Origin of the sequence: Paramesorhizobium salinisoli (assembly GCF_003335045.1) — a bacterium.
In the GTDB taxonomy this organism is placed as follows: Bacteria; Pseudomonadota; Alphaproteobacteria; order Rhizobiales; family Rhizobiaceae; genus Paramesorhizobium; species Paramesorhizobium salinisoli.
In genome coordinates, this window is sequence record NZ_QOZG01000001.1 from 431,143 (window position 1) to 446,524 (window position 15,382).

The following is a 15,382-nucleotide window of genomic DNA, read 5'->3' on the forward strand; positions in this document are numbered from 1 at the left end:
GGTGCTTGGGTTCTTCAATTGGAGACCGGAGAAAAATGAGCCCGGTAATGGAGAGAACAACATGAAGTCCCTACCCCTCGCAATCGCCTCGTCCCTTTTTGCGCTGTCGCTTTCCAGCGCTGCCCTGGCCGCCGAGCCCGAAAGCTGCTCGACAGTGCGCTTTTCCGATGTCGGCTGGACTGACATCACCTCGACCACGGCGGTCGCCACCGAGATCCTCAAGGGCCTCGGTTACAAGACGGATATCAAGGTCCTATCGGTTCCCGTCACCTATGCCTCGCTGGCCAAGAAGGATATCGACGTCTTCCTCGGTTACTGGAAGCCGTCCATGAACGCCGATCTCCAGCCCTATCTCGACAACAAGACGGTCGAGACGCTGCGCACCAACCTGACCGGCGCGAAATACACGCTTGCCGTGCCGAAATACACCTATGAGGCAGGGCTGAAGGATTTCAAGGACATCGCCAAGTTCAAGGACAAGCTCGGCGGCAAGATCTACGGCATCGAGCCCGGCAATGACGGCAACCGCCTGATCCTCAGCATGATCGAAAAGGATGCTTTCGGGCTGAAGGGTTTCCAGGTAGCGGAATCCTCCGAGCAGGGCATGCTGGCGCAGGTCGGCAAGGACGTGAAGCGCAAGGAGCCGATCGTCTTCCTCGCCTGGGCGCCGCATCCCATGAACAAGAATTTCGAGATCGAGTATCTCTCCGGCGGCGATGAGTTCTTCGGCCCCGATTTCGGGGGCGCGACGGTCAACACCAATGTGCGGGCAGGCTATACCGCCGAATGCCCGAATGTCGGCAAGTACCTCGCCAATCTGGAATTCTCCCTGGACATGGAAAATGCCATCATGGGCAAGATTCTCGATGATGGCGAAGAGCCCGCGAAAGCCGCCACCGAGTGGCTGAAGGCCAATCCAGCCGCGCTCGACAAATGGCTCGCCGGCGTCACCACGAAAGACGGCGGCGACGGCCTGGCTGCCGTGAAGACCTCTCTCGGCCTTTGAGTGCCACTGCCGCCCGATACATCCGGGCGGCTTTTTACGCTTGGCGCCGGGCCAAAGGCGGGCGGCAGCGCAACAATGCAATATGTTAGAGACATTTGATGAATCGAATTCTCAAACGATAGATAATGCAGGGAACCTGAAGTTTGGATTGGCTGACTGAATACAAAATTCCGGTCGGGCGCACGGCCAAGACCGTTGTTGACTGGCTGACAGACAATTTTGCATGGCTGTTCGATGGGCTGGCAACCGTCATGCAGACAATGATTGACGGGCTCCTGTTCATTCTCAACGTGCCGCCTCCGCTGGTGACGGTCGCCATCTTCGCAGGCGTGGCATGGTTCCTGCAGCGCAAGCTCTCGGTAGTGCTTCTGACTGTTTTGGGCTTTCTCTTTATCCTCAACCAGGGATATTGGGAGGAGACGATGGAAACGCTGACGCTGGTCCTGTCATCCTGCGTCCTCTGCATGGCTCTCGGCGTGCCGCTCGGCATCGCCGCCGCGCATCGGCCAAGGCTCTATGCCGCAATGCGCCCGGTGCTCGATCTCATGCAGACGTTGCCGACCTTCGTCTATCTCATTCCGGCCATTGTCTTCTTCGGCATCGGCATGGTGCCCGGCCTGCTGGCGACGGCAATCTTCGTCCTCCCCGCTCCGGTGCGCCTCACCCATCTTGGCGTTTCATCGACGCCGGCACATCTGATCGAGGCCGGCGAAGCCTTCGGCGCCTCGCCCCGCCAACTCCTGTGGAAGATAGAACTGCCCTATGCCATGCCGCAGATTATGGCCGGCCTGACGCAGACGATCATGCTGTCCCTGTCGATGGTGGTCATCGCCGCCCTCGTCGGCGCCGACGGCCTCGGCGTGCCGGTGGTGCGTGCGCTCAATTCGGTCAATACCGCCCTGGGTTTCGAAGCCGGGCTGGTCATCGTGGTCGTCGCCATCGTGCTCGACCGTATATTCCGGTCCAAAGCATGATTCCGGACCGACGGTCAGGGCCGGCAAGAATGTTGCGGGCTATTCGGATAAACAACCAAGGAGAGATGGGATGACGGCGATCACACTCGAAAACGTCTGCATCATCTTCGGTCGCCGGACGGATAAAGCGCTGGCGCTGGCCGACGGCGGCGGCACGCGTTCGCAGATCCAGTCCGAAACCGGACATATCCTCGGCGTTCATAATTGCTCGCTCGACATCAGGGAAGGCGAAATTCTGGTCCTGATGGGGCTTTCCGGCTCAGGAAAATCGACACTGCTGCGTGCCATCAACCGGCTCAACCCGATTACGCGCGGCCGCGTCGTCGTCCACGATGGCGGGCACGATGGCGGGCACGATGGCGGGCGCGCTATTGATGTCGGCAATGCCGACAGGACAACATTGCGTCATCTGCGCACCCATCTCGTCTCGATGGTGTTCCAGCAGTTCGGTCTCCTGCCCTGGCGCACGGTCGAAGAAAATGTCGGCTTTGGCCTCGAGATATCAGGCATTGCGAAGGAGAAGCGCAGTGAGGCTGTACGCCAGCAACTGGAGCTGGTCGGCCTCAACGAGTGGGCATCCCGCCGCGTTGGCGAGCTCTCCGGCGGCATGCAGCAGCGCGTCGGCCTCGCCCGCGCCTTCGCCACCGGCGCTCCTATTCTTTTGATGGACGAGCCCTTCTCCGCACTCGACCCGCTGATCCGCGCCCGGCTGCAGGACGAGCTTCTTGATCTGCAGGCGCGGCTCAGGAAGACCATCGTCTTCGTCAGCCATGATCTCGATGAAGCCATGAAGATCGGCAACCGCATCGCCATCATGGAAGGCGGGAGGATCGTCCAGTGCGGGACGCCGCAGGAAATTTTGCTCAAACCCGCCAATGACTATGTCGCGGATTTCGTCGCCAACATGAACCCGCTCGGCGTGCTCAAGGCGGAGGACATCATGGCGCCGCTCGACCGCACCCCCGGCACGCGCCCCTTCGCCGCCACGGCCAGACGCGAGACGCCGGTGCGCGAGATCATGCAGGCGGTGGCGAGCAACAGCGGCGATGTCGGCATTGTAGAAAAGGGTGCGATCATCGGCAAGATATCCGCGGACGATATCATCCGCGGGCTCTTGCAGCATCAGCGGCAGGGGTAGTTACGCCCCCACCGCCGCCCTCTCCTTCTGCCGTGCCGCCACCCGCGCCCGAATGCTCTCCACATCGGCGTTCGGCGTCGCAGCAAACAGCGTCCTGGTATATTCGTGCTGCGGGTCGGAGAACACCTTCTCGCGGGGGCCGTATTCGACCACTTCGCCATAATACATCACCATCACCTCGTCGGCGATGTAGCGCACGACGGACAGATCATGGCTGATGAACACGTAGGTCAGCCCGAACTCGTCCTGCAGGTCTGAGAGAAGGTTCAAAACCTGCGCCTGCACAGAAAGATCGAGCGCCGAGACAGGCTCGTCCAGCACCAGCAGGCTGGGGTTCAGCATGAGCGCCCGCCCAATCGCGATGCGCTGCCGCTGGCCGCCTGAGAACATATGCGGATAGCGGTTGAAATGCTCCGGTCCGAGCCCGACCTTGATCAGCATCTGCATGGCGAGATCGCGCCGCTCGGCAGCCGATTTGTTGGTGTTGAGCAGAAGCGGTTCGCCCAGCACATCGCCTATCTTCTGGCGCGGGTTGAGCGAGCCATAGGGGTTCTGGAAGACAATCTGCACCTTCTGGCGCATTTCTCGCGTCAGCCCGTCGCGCAATATGTCGATCTTCATGCCGTCGATGAACAGTTCGCCTGATGTCGGAGCATCGATCAGTGTCAGGATGCGCGCCAGCGTGGACTTGCCGCAGCCGCTCTCGCCGACGATGGCAAGCGTCTTGCCCTTTTCGACCGAAAAGTTGACGCCCTTGACGGCATGGATGGTCTTCTGCTTGCCGAACATGCCGCCGCCGACATGATAATCGCGAACGATATTGCGCGCCTCTAGAACAGGTTGGGTCATTGTGCGGCTCCCGTTGCGATTTCATCCAGCACGAAATCGGAGACCGTCGGGAGGCGGTCGCCCACCGCATTCTCCGGCAATGCGGAGAGAAGTGCGCGCGTATAGGCGCTCTTCGGCGCCTGGAACAGTGAAAGCACGTCGGCTTCCTCCATCTTGCGGCCCTTATACTGAACGATGACGCGATCCGCCGTCTCGGCGACGACGCCCATGTCATGGGTGATCATGATGAGGGCCATGCCGTGCTCGGTTTGCAGACGCATCAAGAGATCGAGTATCTGCTTCTGGATCGTCACGTCGAGCGCGGTCGTCGGCTCATCGGCGATGAGCAGCTTCGGATTGCAGGCAATCGCCATTGCGATCATCACGCGCTGGCACTGGCCGCCCGACATCTGATGCGGAAACGCGCCGAGACGTGCGGCTGCATCGCGGATGCCGACCAGTTCCAGAAGCTCGACGGCGCGCTTCCGGCTCTGCGCCCGGTTGAGCCCGAGATGCTGCCGTAGCGTTTCCTCGATTTGAAAGCCCACGGTGAAACAGGGGTTGAGGCTCGCGACCGGCTCCTGGAAGATCATCGACATGTCGCAGCCGACGATCGACCGCCGCTGACTTGAGCTCAGCGTGCGAAGATCCGTACCGTCGAATGACATGACGTCGGCCGCTACCGCGGCCGTCTTCGGCAAAAGCCCCATCACGGCCAGCATACCGACCGATTTGCCGGATCCGGACTCGCCGACAATGGCGAGCACTTCGCCTTTGTCGACAGTCAGATCGATCCCGTCGACCGCCTTGAAGGCGCCATGCGCGGTTTCAAAGGAAACGGAAAGATTCCTGATTTCGAGAAGTGCCATCGGATCAGCTCCTCTTCAGCTTCGGGTCGAGCGCATCGCGCAGGCCGTCGCCGGCCAGGTTGATGGCGAGAACCGTGATCAGGATCGCAAGACCGGGGAAGGTCACGACCCACCAGGCCCGCAGGATGAATTCGCGTGCCTCCGCCAGCATGGTGCCCCATTCCGGTGTGGGCGGCTGTGCGCCCATGCCGAGGAAGCCCAATGCCGCCGCGTCGAGGATGGCGTTGGAGAACGACAGCGTTCCCTGCACGATCAGCGGCGCAAGACAGTTGGGAAGGATCGTCTTGAACATCAGCCGCAGCCGCCCTGCCCCGGCAAGCCGTGCCGCGATGACATATTCGCGGTTCTTCTCGGACATCACCGCAGCCCGCGTCAGGCGCGCGAAGTGCGGCTGCAGGACAAGCGCAATGGCGATCATCGCATTCGTCAGTCCCGGCCCCAGAATGGCGACCAGCACGAGCGCCAGGAGCAGCGAGGGAAACGCCAGGATGACGTCCATGACCCGCATGATGACCGTATCGATCCAGCCGCCGAAGAACCCGGCGATCAGGCCGATGATGATGCCGCCGACCAGCGCGATGCTGACGACCACCACGCCGATGAACAGCGAATATTGCGCGCCGTAGATCAGTCGCGAAAGGATGTCGCGGCCGATGGCGTCGGTGCCGAGAATGAATTCAGGCCGGCCGCCCTCCTGCCAGACAGGCGGCGTGAGGAGTGCATCGCGGAATTGCTGGGTGGGATCGTGAGGCGCCAGAAGTGGCGCAAAGATCGCCACCAGGGCGAGTGCCACGAATATCCAGAAACCGATCACCGCACCGCGATTTTCGCTGAAATAGAACCAGAAATCAGCCAGAGCACGGCGGCGCATCGCGCCGGACGAGGTTTCTGCCGGGAGTGTTGCGTTGCTCATGGGAACCTCATTTATGCCGGATGCGCGGATTGATCAGACCATAGAGCATGTCGACGATCAGATTGACGACCATCACCATGCCCGCGATCAGAAGCAGGCCGCCCTGAACCGCAGGATAGTCCCGCCGGAAAATGGAATCGATCATCCATTTTCCAATGCCCGGCCAGGAAAAGATCGTCTCCGTCAGGATCGCGCCCGCCATCAGCACGCCGATCTGCAGGCCGATGGTGGTGATGACCGGGATCATGGCATTGCGCAACGCGTGAAGACCGACCACGCGGCCTGTCGGAAGCCCTTTGGCCCGGGCGGTGCGCACATAGTCCTCGCCCAGCACTTCCAGCATGGCGGAACGCGTCTGCCGCGCGATCACCGCGAGCGGAATCGTCGCCAGAACAATGGTCGGCAAGGCCAGATGCGACACGGCGGAGGCGAACGCGCCTTTCTGCCCCGAGAGCAGGCTGTCGATCAGCATGAAACCCGTCACCGGCGGAAAATAATAGAGAAGCGAGATACGGCCCGATACCGGCGTCCACTGCAGGATGCCTGAGAACAGGATGATCAGCAGCAGCCCCCACCAGAAGATCGGCATGGAATAGCCGACGAGCGCCGTCCCCATCGACAGCTGGTCGAACCACGAGCCGCGCTTCACCGCAGCCAGCACACCCGCCGGAATACCGATGAGCGTAGCGAGAAGGATAGCGCAGAGGCCGAGTTCGAGAGTGGCCGGAAACAGCGTCAGGAACTCCGTGAGAACCGGCTTCTTGGTAATCAGCGAAGTGCCGAGATCGCCATGCATGAGCCGCCAGAGATAATCGAGATACTGTTCCCAGATCGGGCGATCGAAACCGAGTTGGGCCATCAGTTGGGCATGGCGCTCGGGGCTGACACCCCGTTCGCCCGCCATCAGCAGGACCGGATCGCCGGGCAGCACCCGTACAAAACCGAAGGCGACGATGGTGATGCCGATAAATGTCGGGATCAGGTAGGTTAGTTTTCCAAGGATGAAACGCAACATGTACAAAACTCCAACCGGGCGCGGAACATATCGTCCCGCGCCCGGCCGCTTCAGTATCAGAAATTATTCGGCGATGTCGACGTTGTCGAATACATAGTCGCCGAGCGGGCTCTGCTTGAAACCCGTAACCTTGGCGGACATCGGCACGTAAACGGTCGAGTGTGCCAGCGTCGCCCAGGGCGCCTGCTCCTTGAAGATGACCTGCGCCTCTTCATAGAGCTTCGCGCGCTCTTTCTGGTCGGATGTGACCTTCGCCTTCTGGATCAGATCGTCGAACGGCTTGTAGCACCATTGCGCGCGGTTATTGCTGCCGACGCCCGCACAGCCGAGAAGCGTGCCCATGAAGTTGTCCGGATCGCCATTATCGCCGGTCCAGCCGAGGATGACGGAGCCGTCGCGGTCCTTGTCGGATGACTTCTTGAGGTATTCGCCCCATTCCATCGACACGATTTCAGCCTCTACGCCGATTTTGGCAAAATCCGACTGCATGAGTTCGGCGGTGCGGCGAGCGTTCGGCATGTATGGCCGGCTCACGGGCATCGCCCAGAGCTTCATCTTGAGGTCCTTCACGCCGGCGGCTTCGAGCGCCTTCTTGGCCGCTTCCGGATCGTACGGATCGTCCTTGATGGCGTCGTTATAGCCCCACATTGTCGGCGGGATCGGGTTCTTGGCTACCTGGCCCTGCCCCTGGAACACGGCGTCGATGATCGCCTGCTTGTTGAGCGCCATGTTGAGTGCCTTGCGCACTTCCGGCTTGTCGTAAGGCGCCTTCAGCGTGTTGTAGGCGAAATAGGCGACGTTCAGGCCGGCCTGTTCATCAACCTTGAGATTGGAATCGGCCTGCAGGCCCTTGATGTCTGCCGGAGCAGGATAGGACATCAGGTGACATTCACCAGCCTTGAGCTTCTGCGCGCGAACGGCAGCGTCGGTGGTGATGGCAAAAACCAGATCGTCGATCTTCGGACGACCGCCCCAGTAGTCGTCGTTTGCCTTGAAGCGAACGACGGCGTCCTTCTGATAGGCGACGAAGGCGAACGGACCGGTGCCAACCGGGTACTGGTTGAGACCGTCCATCTTGCCATCGGCTGCCAGCTTGTCGGTATATTCCTTCGAGATGATCGAAGCGAACGGCATCGAAATATTGGCCAGGAACGGTGCCTCTGGACGGGTCAGAACGAACTTGACCGTGTTATCGTCAACCTTGACGATATCCTTGATCAGCGTGCCCATTTCCATGCTGTCAAAATATTCGTAGGTGATGCCGGCGGTATATTGGTGCCAGGGATTGTCCTTGTTGCGCATGCGGTCGAAGGAGAAGATCACGTCGTCCGCATTGAAATCGCGGGTCGGCGTGAACTGATCGCTCGAATGGAACTTCACGCCCTTGCGCAGATGGAACGTGTACTCCATGCCGTCGCTGGAAACATCCCAGCTTTCTGCGAGACCCGGCACGACCTTGGTCGTTCCGCTCTCGAATTCGGCCAGGCGGTTGTAAACCGGGTGAGCCGACGCATCGAACGTGTCTCCGCCGGTATAGGCCGCCGGGTCGAAGCCTTCCGGCGAAGCCGGCGAGCAATAGATCAGCGTTTTAGCCGAAGCGCTTCCGGCCATCAGAACGGCGAGCGCCGTTGCGGCCAGTATTTTTTTGTAGAATTTCATGATTCCGCCTCCAAGAGGTATTGTTGCCGCGGACACCCCTTGTCCGCGACCTGCCCCATGGAAGCTCTTGCGACGACTCTTTGCAAGCCCATTTCGTGAAAGAAAGTGGCGAATTTGCAGTTAACGTAAGGGTAATCTGTGGAAAAATATTCTAACAAACACGTTGGGAGTGGAAATTTAGGATTCGCAGAGCCGAAAACGCCGGCACATTTGCTTGCAACCGCCACGGCGCTTCTACAACTTACACCATCTGCGCTGTTCAAAACGGCGGATTGGACCCGGCGAATTTGTCGCTAAAGGCCTTCCGCGCAGAAAAGGAGAAGAATAGTTCCTTCATTGATAAAAATGGCGTCGCCTCATTACTCCCGAGGTGAGTTTCCATGCACCCGTATGAAGATTTCTTCAAAAGACAACTTGTATAGCGGCACGCCTTTGCCATATGTGATCGCACATTCTGCATCCTGCAGTTGATAAGGGCCATGATGCCAGGCAAAAACAACGTCATCCGCCAAACCGACGCCGATGCACGGCGTCTGGCAAAGACATTGTTGCGAACCGCGCGCTATGGCGCTCTGGCGGTTCTCGATTCACGATCCGGCTGGCCTTTGGCAAGCCGCGTCGCACTGGCGACGGATATCGATGGCGCGCCGGTCGTGCTCGTATCGGCGCTCTCGTCCCATACGCCGGCGTTACTTGCCGATAGCCGCTCGTCACTTCTTCTCGGCGAGCCGGGCAAGGGCGATCCGCTGGCCTATCCGCGCATCACGCTGCTTTGCAGCGCCCGCCGGATCGGCCGCGATGATCCGGATTACGAGCGCCTTCGTCGCCGTTATCTGAACCGCCATCCAAAGGCGCGGCTTTATGTCGATCTTGGCGATTTCAGCTTCTTCCGCTTCCACCTTGAGGGCGCCAATCTGAATGGCGGCTTCGGCAAGGCCTTCGTGCTGACCCGCGAGGACCTCATCGCGGATCACGCCTCAAATGCCGAGATAGAAGCTGCCGAACAGCCGGCGCTCGATCACATGAACAGCGACCACGCCGATGCCGTCATGCATTATGCCCGTCATTTCGCAGGCGCCAGGGACGACGGCAGGGTATGGCGAATGAGCGGCATCGACGCCGAAGGTTTCGACCTTGTGGCGAATGATGATGAGGCTCTCCGTGTTCTTTTCAATATGCCCGTGCAAAGCGCGGGAGACATTCACCGGGTGCTTGTGGAGATGGCAAAGGAAGCACGCCAGCAGCTAACCGCATCGAGCGAACTGAATAAAGTGTGATTAAATTCTTGGGATAGCGCGCAATAAAGACTTGCAACAAAAAATTCCATCGTTAGTTGTATATCGCTTTTGCGACTATCGCTTTATTAAAGCAACGATGCAGTCATACGGGGGTAGGACGGCTTTATGAAATCCGAGAGATATTTTACGGATTTGATTGCAAACGCCGACCAGGCGGCAGGTTTTCTGTCGGCTCTGGCGAACAACAAACGTTTGCTGATCTTATGCGAATTGCTGAAGAACGAGATGTCGGTAGGCCATTTGGCAAAGACAGTCAATCTGAGCCAATCGGCCTTGTCCCAGCATCTGGCGAAGCTCAGGGCGCTCAATCTTGTTTCGACGCGTCGTGATGCGCAGACCATTTACTATATCGTATCGTCACATCATATAGAATTGATGCTCGCCACGCTCGACAGCCTTTATATGAACGCAAAACCCGCCGGCGATCAGCTCAGACAATGAGTGACGCAGGAAAGATGGCGGAGCTGAAAGGAGCGTTTCGGCCAGAAGAGCGCGTCCTGAAAATTGATGATGCCGGCGATCCCTGTCTTCTACCCTATCGCGACATCCGCGAGAGGGATCTCGTCGGGCGCCACCAGCGTTTCATCGCGGAGGGCAAGGTCGTCCTCAACGTGCTGCTTTCGTCGGCCCGGTTCGAGCCGGAATCGATCCTCGTCCTCGAGAACCGGCTGAACGGTCTTGAACCGCAATTGCGCCTTTGCCCGGAAGAACTGCCCGTCTACTGCGTCTCGCAGGCGATCATGGATGAAATCGCCGGCTTTCACGTCCATCGCGGCATATTGGCCATCGGCCGGCGCAAGGCCACGCCATCGGCATCCGAATTGCTCTCCGGCTTGCCGGAGCGGGCGCTTGTCGCCGTCCTCTGCGGTATTTCCAATCACGACAATGTCGGCTCGATCTTTCGCAATGCCGCCGCCTTCGAGGCCGATTGCATCCTGATGGACGAGACCTCCTGCGACCCGCTCTACCGCAAGGCGATCCGTGTTTCCGTCGGAGCCGCGCTGAAGGTTCCTTATGCCAGGCAAGGCTCGATCGACGAGATCGTGGCGGCACTGGCGCAAGAAGGGTTCGAAATGCTGGCGCTCAGCCCGTCTGGAGCGTTGAGCATCTACGACGCTCCCCCCGCCCCCCGGTTGGCGCTTTTATTCGGCACCGAAGGCGAAGGCCTCCCCAAACCGCTCATGGAAAAGCTCCGCACGGCGCGCATTCCCATGTCGCAGGACTTCGACAGCCTCAACGTCGCCACGGCCTCGGGTATCGCTCTCTCGCGTTTCAGCCGCTTCGCCTGAGGCAATTTACCGAGCAGGTCGTCGTGTTGAACCCGGAGCTATCCTCTAGGAAAGGCCGAAGATCTACGCCGCCGATGCGCTTGGCGTCTGGCCTGCCAGGCGGCGCAGCATTTCCTCGGCTTGTGGGGCGCGTTCCGAGCGGCCGATGAATCCGCCGCCCAAGACGCGCGCCGTGTTGCTGTCGTCGGAATAAAGCACGCAGGCCTGCCCCGGCGCGATGCCGCTTTCGCCATCGACCAGTTCCACCCATGTCTCGCCCTTGGCGTGATGAAGTACCGCCGGACGCGGCGGCCGGGTGGAACGCACCTTGGCATAAACCTCGAAGCCGGACGCGGGAATACCATCGAGCGGCGCATCGCCGAGCCAGTTGACGTCGCGCAGGAAGACCTTGTGCGTCTCCAGCGCTTCGCGCGGCCCAACGATCACGCGAGCCTGCGCGGCATCGAGATGCACCACATAGAGCGGTTCGCCGGTCGCCACGCCGATACCGCGACGCTGGCCGATCGTATAATGGACAATGCCCTCGTGCTGGCCGAGCACACGCCCGTCAATATGCACGATATCGCCGGGATTGGCCGCTTCGGGCTTCAGCTTGGCGATGATGTCGGAGTATTTGCCCTGCGGCACGAAGCAGATGTCCTGGCTGTCCTGCTTCTTGGCGACCGTGAGGCCCAGTTCCTCGGCGATCGCCCGTACTTGCGCTTTGGGCATATGGCCGAGCGGAAAGCGGAGATAATCAATCTGGTCCTGCGTGGTTGCGAACAGGAAATAGCTCTGGTCGCGGTCCGTGTCGACGGGACGATAAAGGGAGCGATGCGCACCATTGGCATGGCTGCGGATATAGTGGCCGGTGGCAAGGGCCGCCGCGCCGAGATCGCGCGCCGTCTGCAGGAGATCGGCAAACTTCACCGTCTGGTTACAGGAAACGCAGGGAATCGGTGTTTCGCCGCTGACATAGCTGTTGGCGAAGGTATCAATGACCGCCTCGCGGAACCGCGCTTCATAATCCAGCACGTAATGCGGGATTCCGAGGCTTTCCGAAACGCGGCGCGCATCCTCGATATCCTGTCCCGCACAGCACGAACCGGCGCGATGCACTGCTGCGCCATGATCGTAAAGCTGCAGTGTCACGCCGACCACATCATAGCCTTCGCGCTTCAAAATGCCCGCCACCACGGACGAATCGACCCCGCCCGACATGGCAACGACAATGCGGTTGTCTTCCGGCTTGCCCGGCAGATCGAGGCTATTCAACATCATGAGCAGGTCCGGCTTGTGGGCAATGCCCAACGTCTCTCGGGTCATATTTATCAGATCGTGCTTTTATATAGGGCAAATCGCATGACTTTGCCAAGATGCCGCATTCATTTGCGACATGCCCCGGCCGGTAGCCCCTAGAGGGCCCATCAGCCCCCTGCCCGGCCCCTGTCCGATGCCTCGCATCCGGCCAGAAAAGACGAACAAAAGATTAAGATGCGAAACACTATTCGTTACCAGAGCATTACCGCATGCTTAGTCAAATTTTAAAGCTGTCGCATTATGTTGGACTGCGATTAGGTCCTTGAGTTGATGTGTAGAGAGTACAATGACCGATCTGGTAAGACCACGTGTCAAATATGTTATCGGCCCTGATGGCAGTCCGCTGACCATTGCCGATCTTCCACCCGCCAATACGCGGCGCTGGGTCATTCGCCGCAAGGCCGAGGTAGTTGCCGCAGTTCGCGGCGGCCTCCTCAGTCTTGAGGAAGCATGCCAACGCTATACGTTGACGGTAGAAGAGTTTCTATCCTGGCAGTCCTCGATCGACGAGCATGGTCTCGCCGGTCTCCGGACCACCCGTATTCAGCAATACCGTCATTAGATCATGATGCCGGAGATCATTATCGATTTTCCGGAAACGGTCATGTTTTAAATATTGGACATTTGCAATCAATGATTACCGGATGGCCGGCCCCCTGGGCTGGCCATTTTTGGTTTCCGCGTGACACGAAATTCCGGCTGGCTCATAAGGTAAAGCTCGAAAAGACAGGACGGAGATGCGCCTTTGAGCGAAGAACCCAACAATGAAATGACAATTCGCGGGGAAGAAACCGGTACGGGCGGGCGGTATGTCGCGGAAGTTGCCGGCCATGCGGCCGAAATGACCTACTCGCGCGTCAACGCCGCCCTGATCATCATCGATCATACGGACGTGCCTGATGCGTTGCGCGGCAAGGGTGTAGGTCAGGCGCTGGCGTTGCACGCGGTGGAGGATGCACGAAAAAGCGGCTGGAAAATTCTGCCGCTCTGCCCGTTTATGCGCGCCCAATCGCTGCGCCATTCCGACTGGGGCGATGTGATCCAGCAAAGATAGGCTCACCTCCCGGACGAGCCCCATCTATGATCCAGGCTTTTTAGCCGATCATCGCGCGCCGGTCGGCTACTGCGCGTTCCTCGGCGTCGCGAGACTTGCCGTCGCGCTCTTCCAGCGCTTCCGCTTTGGCGAGTTCCGCTTCCGCTTCGGCTAGCGCCGCCTCGGCGGCTTCCTTCTGCGCCATCAGATCGCGGATCGACACGAAAAGATTGTCGCGGCGCTGGCGCGCAGCCTTGGCAAATGTCGGATAGGCGAAATGCGACAGATCGCTGATCCCTGCCTTCTTCTCCTCCGACTGTATCTGCGCGTCAAGCTCGCTGGCCATGCGCTCGAATTCGCCCATCATCAGGTCCAGTTGGCCAAGTTGCCGGCGTTTTTCCTTCACCTGGAACAGTTTAAGCCTCATGAGGCTCTCACGCGGTTTCATACGCAATACTCCTTGAAAACCAGGAACGAACACCAGGAATCTTGGTTCCAAATGGGAGCGCAATGCGTTCACATTTGGAACCAGCCCACCTATCCCGCAACAGAATCACTTCCGAAAACGAAACAGAAAATTAAAGATTTCCCCGTTTGGTAACCTTTTCTTTACGAGCAGCATTAATCATACGCGTTAGGACTTAAGGCTCGGTAAATCCAATGTGGCTTTCTTGCAACAGGAAAACATTGAGTCGAAAGAATCATTTAGGAGAGATTCTTAATGTGGAAAATTCAGGCTTTCTGCATTGGATTTCACGATTTGAATCAGGGAAATACGGCAAATTTTTAATTAAAATCTAAACCCGCTTGCCAAGCGGAATCAGATTTTGTTAACCATTTGCTGGCAACCTTCATACAAAGGCAACGACTGTTCCGTGTGCTGCTTTGAGGGCCATACCTGTTCGGCGGCGGAAAGGGGATTTGAAAGATGCGCGTTCTTTTGATTGAAGACGACAGTGCGACTGCACAGAGCATTGAATTGATGCTCAAGTCGGAAAGCTTCAATGTTTATACGACGGACCTCGGTGAAGAGGGCGTCGATCTCGGCAAATTGTATGATTACGACATCATCCTGCTCGACCTCAACCTTCCGGACATGTCCGGCTATGAGGTCCTGCGCACCTTGCGCCTGTCCAAGGTCAAGACCCCGATCCTGATCCTTTCCGGCATGGCCGGTATCGAGGATAAGGTTCGCGGCCTCGGCTTCGGCGCGGATGATTACATGACCAAGCCGTTCCACAAGGACGAGCTCGTCGCTCGCATCCATGCCATCGTTCGCCGTTCCAAGGGCCATGCCCAATCGGTCATCACGACGGGCGATCTTGTCGTCAATCTCGACGCCAAGACGGTGGAAGTTGGCGGCACGCGCGTCCATCTGACCGGCAAGGAATACCAGATGCTGGAGTTGCTCTCGCTGCGCAAGGGCACGACGCTGACCAAGGAAATGTTCCTCAACCATCTCTATGGCGGGATGGACGAGCCGGAACTCAAGATCATCGACGTGTTCATCTGTAAGCTGCGCAAGAAGCTCGACGCCGTCTCTGGCAGCCAAAGCTACATCGAAACGGTTTGGGGCCGCGGCTACGTCCTGCGCGAGCCCGAAACGACCGACATGCGCGAAATCGCCTGACCTGATCCCAGGTTCAGCCTGAAAGCCCCGCCATGCGGGGCTTTTTGCTATCTGCCCTATATTCACGCTGTGCCGATGCTGGCGAATTGCGCCGTCAGGTAGGGTCTGTCGAAAGGCTTCAGCATATAGCTGAAAGCGCCCGCGCGCTTGGCCCGCATGATCTTCGGCAAATCCACCTCATTGAGGCAGAGCACGATCCTGGCCCGCTTGCCGCCGGGCATTTCCCTTATCGCACTGATGATTTCGAGCGTCGGCAGATCGGGAAGGTCGCTATCGAGGAGGATGACATCCGGCATCTCGGCCATGCATTCCTCGATAGCCTGTGAACCATTCGCGGCATCGGCGACGACCATGACGCCATCCGACAGAATCCGCTTGGCAACTTTTCTGATCACAGATGAATCGTCAACAATGAGACAGCGCGCCATAAG

General features: G+C 58.9%; 17 protein-coding genes. 9 read left to right on the top strand and 8 right to left on the bottom strand.

Annotated features, from left to right (window positions below; all coding sequences use genetic code 11):
• Positions 1 to 61 precede the first annotated feature (61 nt).
• From DUT91_RS02000 to choV, 3 genes are all read left to right on the top strand, one after another.
• On the top strand, positions 62 to 1,006 hold the full coding sequence (locus DUT91_RS02000; RefSeq protein WP_114438674.1) for a choline ABC transporter substrate-binding protein: 945 nt from the start codon (positions 62 to 64) through the stop codon (positions 1,004 to 1,006).
• 143 nt (positions 1,007 to 1,149) lie between these two features.
• Positions 1,150 to 1,980 carry a choline ABC transporter permease subunit gene (gene choW, locus DUT91_RS02005; RefSeq protein ID WP_114438675.1) on the top strand — a complete coding sequence of 277 codons (831 nt, stop codon included), beginning with the start codon at positions 1,150 to 1,152 and terminating at the stop codon, positions 1,978 to 1,980.
• A 70-nt stretch (positions 1,981 to 2,050) separates the two neighbouring features.
• Positions 2,051 to 3,118, top strand: coding sequence for a choline ABC transporter ATP-binding protein (gene choV, locus DUT91_RS02010; protein WP_114438676.1), 1,068 nt, complete (start codon positions 2,051 to 2,053; stop codon positions 3,116 to 3,118).
• On the opposite strand, the gene DUT91_RS02015 is transcribed toward choV, so the two are convergent.
• From DUT91_RS02015 to DUT91_RS02035, 5 genes are all read right to left on the bottom strand, one after another.
• Positions 3,119 to 3,967, bottom strand: a complete 849-nt coding sequence (locus DUT91_RS02015; protein ID WP_114438677.1) for a dipeptide ABC transporter ATP-binding protein — start codon at positions 3,965 to 3,967, stop codon at positions 3,119 to 3,121.
• The gene (locus DUT91_RS02020) at positions 3,964 to 4,815 is read right to left on the bottom strand and encodes an ABC transporter ATP-binding protein (RefSeq protein ID WP_114438678.1); all 852 of its coding nucleotides are present in this window, start codon (positions 4,813 to 4,815) and stop codon (positions 3,964 to 3,966) included. The genes DUT91_RS02015 and DUT91_RS02020 overlap by 4 nt, the downstream gene beginning before the upstream one ends.
• A gap of 4 nt (positions 4,816 to 4,819) precedes the next feature.
• Positions 4,820 to 5,728 (bottom strand): ABC transporter permease subunit, encoded by a 909-nt coding sequence (locus tag DUT91_RS02025; RefSeq protein WP_114438679.1) that lies wholly within the window; start codon positions 5,726 to 5,728, stop codon positions 4,820 to 4,822.
• A 7-nt stretch (positions 5,729 to 5,735) separates the two neighbouring features.
• Positions 5,736 to 6,743, bottom strand: a complete 1,008-nt coding sequence (locus DUT91_RS02030) for an ABC transporter permease subunit (RefSeq protein WP_114438680.1) — start codon at positions 6,741 to 6,743, stop codon at positions 5,736 to 5,738.
• A gap of 63 nt (positions 6,744 to 6,806) precedes the next feature.
• Positions 6,807 to 8,402: an ABC transporter substrate-binding protein gene (locus DUT91_RS02035; protein WP_114438681.1), complete on the bottom strand. Its 1,596-nt coding sequence runs from the start codon at positions 8,400 to 8,402 to the stop codon at positions 6,807 to 6,809.
• Positions 8,403 to 8,881: 479 nt separating this feature from the next.
• Here DUT91_RS02035 and DUT91_RS02040 point away from each other — a divergent pair, with 479 nt between their 5' ends.
• The 3 genes from DUT91_RS02040 (at position 8,882) to DUT91_RS02050 (ending at position 10,989) form a co-directional block, all read left to right on the top strand.
• A complete protein-coding gene (locus DUT91_RS02040; protein ID WP_114438682.1) occupies positions 8,882 to 9,679 on the top strand; it encodes a HugZ family pyridoxamine 5'-phosphate oxidase in 798 nt (265 codons plus the stop codon).
• A 126-nt stretch (positions 9,680 to 9,805) separates the two neighbouring features.
• Entirely contained in the window at positions 9,806 to 10,141 is a 336-nt protein-coding gene (locus tag DUT91_RS02045) for an ArsR/SmtB family transcription factor (RefSeq protein ID WP_114438683.1), read from the top strand.
• 14 nt (positions 10,142 to 10,155) lie between these two features.
• Positions 10,156 to 10,989 carry a TrmH family RNA methyltransferase gene (locus tag DUT91_RS02050; RefSeq protein ID WP_114438684.1) on the top strand — a complete coding sequence of 278 codons (834 nt, stop codon included), beginning with the start codon at positions 10,156 to 10,158 and terminating at the stop codon, positions 10,987 to 10,989.
• Positions 10,990 to 11,052: 63 nt separating this feature from the next.
• Here DUT91_RS02050 and mnmA read toward each other — a convergent pair whose 3' ends face one another.
• Complete coding sequence (gene mnmA, locus DUT91_RS02055; protein WP_200834887.1) at positions 11,053 to 12,249, bottom strand: tRNA 2-thiouridine(34) synthase MnmA; 1,197 nt, start codon at positions 12,247 to 12,249, stop codon at positions 11,053 to 11,055.
• Between the two features lie 325 nt (positions 12,250 to 12,574).
• Between mnmA and sciP the strand changes: the two genes are divergently transcribed.
• On the top strand, positions 12,575 to 12,850 hold the full coding sequence (gene sciP / locus DUT91_RS02060; RefSeq protein WP_068882250.1) for a CtrA inhibitor SciP: 276 nt from the start codon (positions 12,575 to 12,577) through the stop codon (positions 12,848 to 12,850).
• 207 nt (positions 12,851 to 13,057) lie between these two features.
• Positions 13,058 to 13,342 carry a GNAT family N-acetyltransferase gene (locus tag DUT91_RS02065; protein WP_114439001.1) on the top strand — a complete coding sequence of 95 codons (285 nt, stop codon included), beginning with the start codon at positions 13,058 to 13,060 and terminating at the stop codon, positions 13,340 to 13,342.
• 40 nt (positions 13,343 to 13,382) lie between these two features.
• On the opposite strand, the gene DUT91_RS02070 is transcribed toward DUT91_RS02065, so the two are convergent.
• Positions 13,383 to 13,769: a flagellar export protein FliJ gene (locus DUT91_RS02070; RefSeq protein ID WP_114438685.1), complete on the bottom strand. Its 387-nt coding sequence runs from the start codon at positions 13,767 to 13,769 to the stop codon at positions 13,383 to 13,385.
• Between the two features lie 480 nt (positions 13,770 to 14,249).
• Between DUT91_RS02070 and ctrA the strand changes: the two genes are divergently transcribed.
• On the top strand, positions 14,250 to 14,951 hold the full coding sequence (ctrA, locus tag DUT91_RS02075) for a response regulator transcription factor CtrA (protein ID WP_114438686.1): 702 nt from the start codon (positions 14,250 to 14,252) through the stop codon (positions 14,949 to 14,951).
• A gap of 62 nt (positions 14,952 to 15,013) precedes the next feature.
• Here ctrA and DUT91_RS02080 read toward each other — a convergent pair whose 3' ends face one another.
• On the bottom strand, positions 15,014 to 15,379 hold the full coding sequence (locus DUT91_RS02080) for a response regulator (RefSeq protein WP_114438687.1): 366 nt from the start codon (positions 15,377 to 15,379) through the stop codon (positions 15,014 to 15,016).
• Between the last annotated feature and the right edge of the window lie 3 nt (positions 15,380 to 15,382).

Coding starts and splice junctions, on each gene's coding strand:
- sciP (WP_068882250.1), top strand. CDS start 12,575: ATGACCGATCTGGTAAGACCACGTGTCAAATATGTTATCGGCCCTGAT.
- DUT91_RS02015 (WP_114438677.1), bottom strand. CDS start 3,967: ATGACCCAACCTGTTCTAGAGGCGCGCAATATCGTTCGCGATTATCAT.
- DUT91_RS02080 (WP_114438687.1), bottom strand. CDS start 15,379: ATGGCGCGCTGTCTCATTGTTGACGATTCATCTGTGATCAGAAAAGTT.
- DUT91_RS02000 (WP_114438674.1), top strand. CDS start 62: ATGAAGTCCCTACCCCTCGCAATCGCCTCGTCCCTTTTTGCGCTGTCG.
- DUT91_RS02035 (WP_114438681.1), bottom strand. CDS start 8,402: ATGAAATTCTACAAAAAAATACTGGCCGCAACGGCGCTCGCCGTTCTG.
- DUT91_RS02050 (WP_114438684.1), top strand. CDS start 10,156: ATGGCGGAGCTGAAAGGAGCGTTTCGGCCAGAAGAGCGCGTCCTGAAA.
- DUT91_RS02070 (WP_114438685.1), bottom strand. CDS start 13,769: ATGAAACCGCGTGAGAGCCTCATGAGGCTTAAACTGTTCCAGGTGAAG.
- DUT91_RS02045 (WP_114438683.1), top strand. CDS start 9,806: ATGAAATCCGAGAGATATTTTACGGATTTGATTGCAAACGCCGACCAG.
- DUT91_RS02020 (WP_114438678.1), bottom strand. CDS start 4,815: ATGGCACTTCTCGAAATCAGGAATCTTTCCGTTTCCTTTGAAACCGCG.
- mnmA (WP_200834887.1), bottom strand. CDS start 12,249: ATGATGTTGAATAGCCTCGATCTGCCGGGCAAGCCGGAAGACAACCGC.
- DUT91_RS02030 (WP_114438680.1), bottom strand. CDS start 6,743: ATGTTGCGTTTCATCCTTGGAAAACTAACCTACCTGATCCCGACATTT.
- DUT91_RS02040 (WP_114438682.1), top strand. CDS start 8,882: ATGATGCCAGGCAAAAACAACGTCATCCGCCAAACCGACGCCGATGCA.
- DUT91_RS02025 (WP_114438679.1), bottom strand. CDS start 5,728: ATGAGCAACGCAACACTCCCGGCAGAAACCTCGTCCGGCGCGATGCGC.
- choV (WP_114438676.1), top strand. CDS start 2,051: ATGACGGCGATCACACTCGAAAACGTCTGCATCATCTTCGGTCGCCGG.
- DUT91_RS02065 (WP_114439001.1), top strand. CDS start 13,058: ATGACAATTCGCGGGGAAGAAACCGGTACGGGCGGGCGGTATGTCGCG.
- ctrA (WP_114438686.1), top strand. CDS start 14,250: ATGCGCGTTCTTTTGATTGAAGACGACAGTGCGACTGCACAGAGCATT.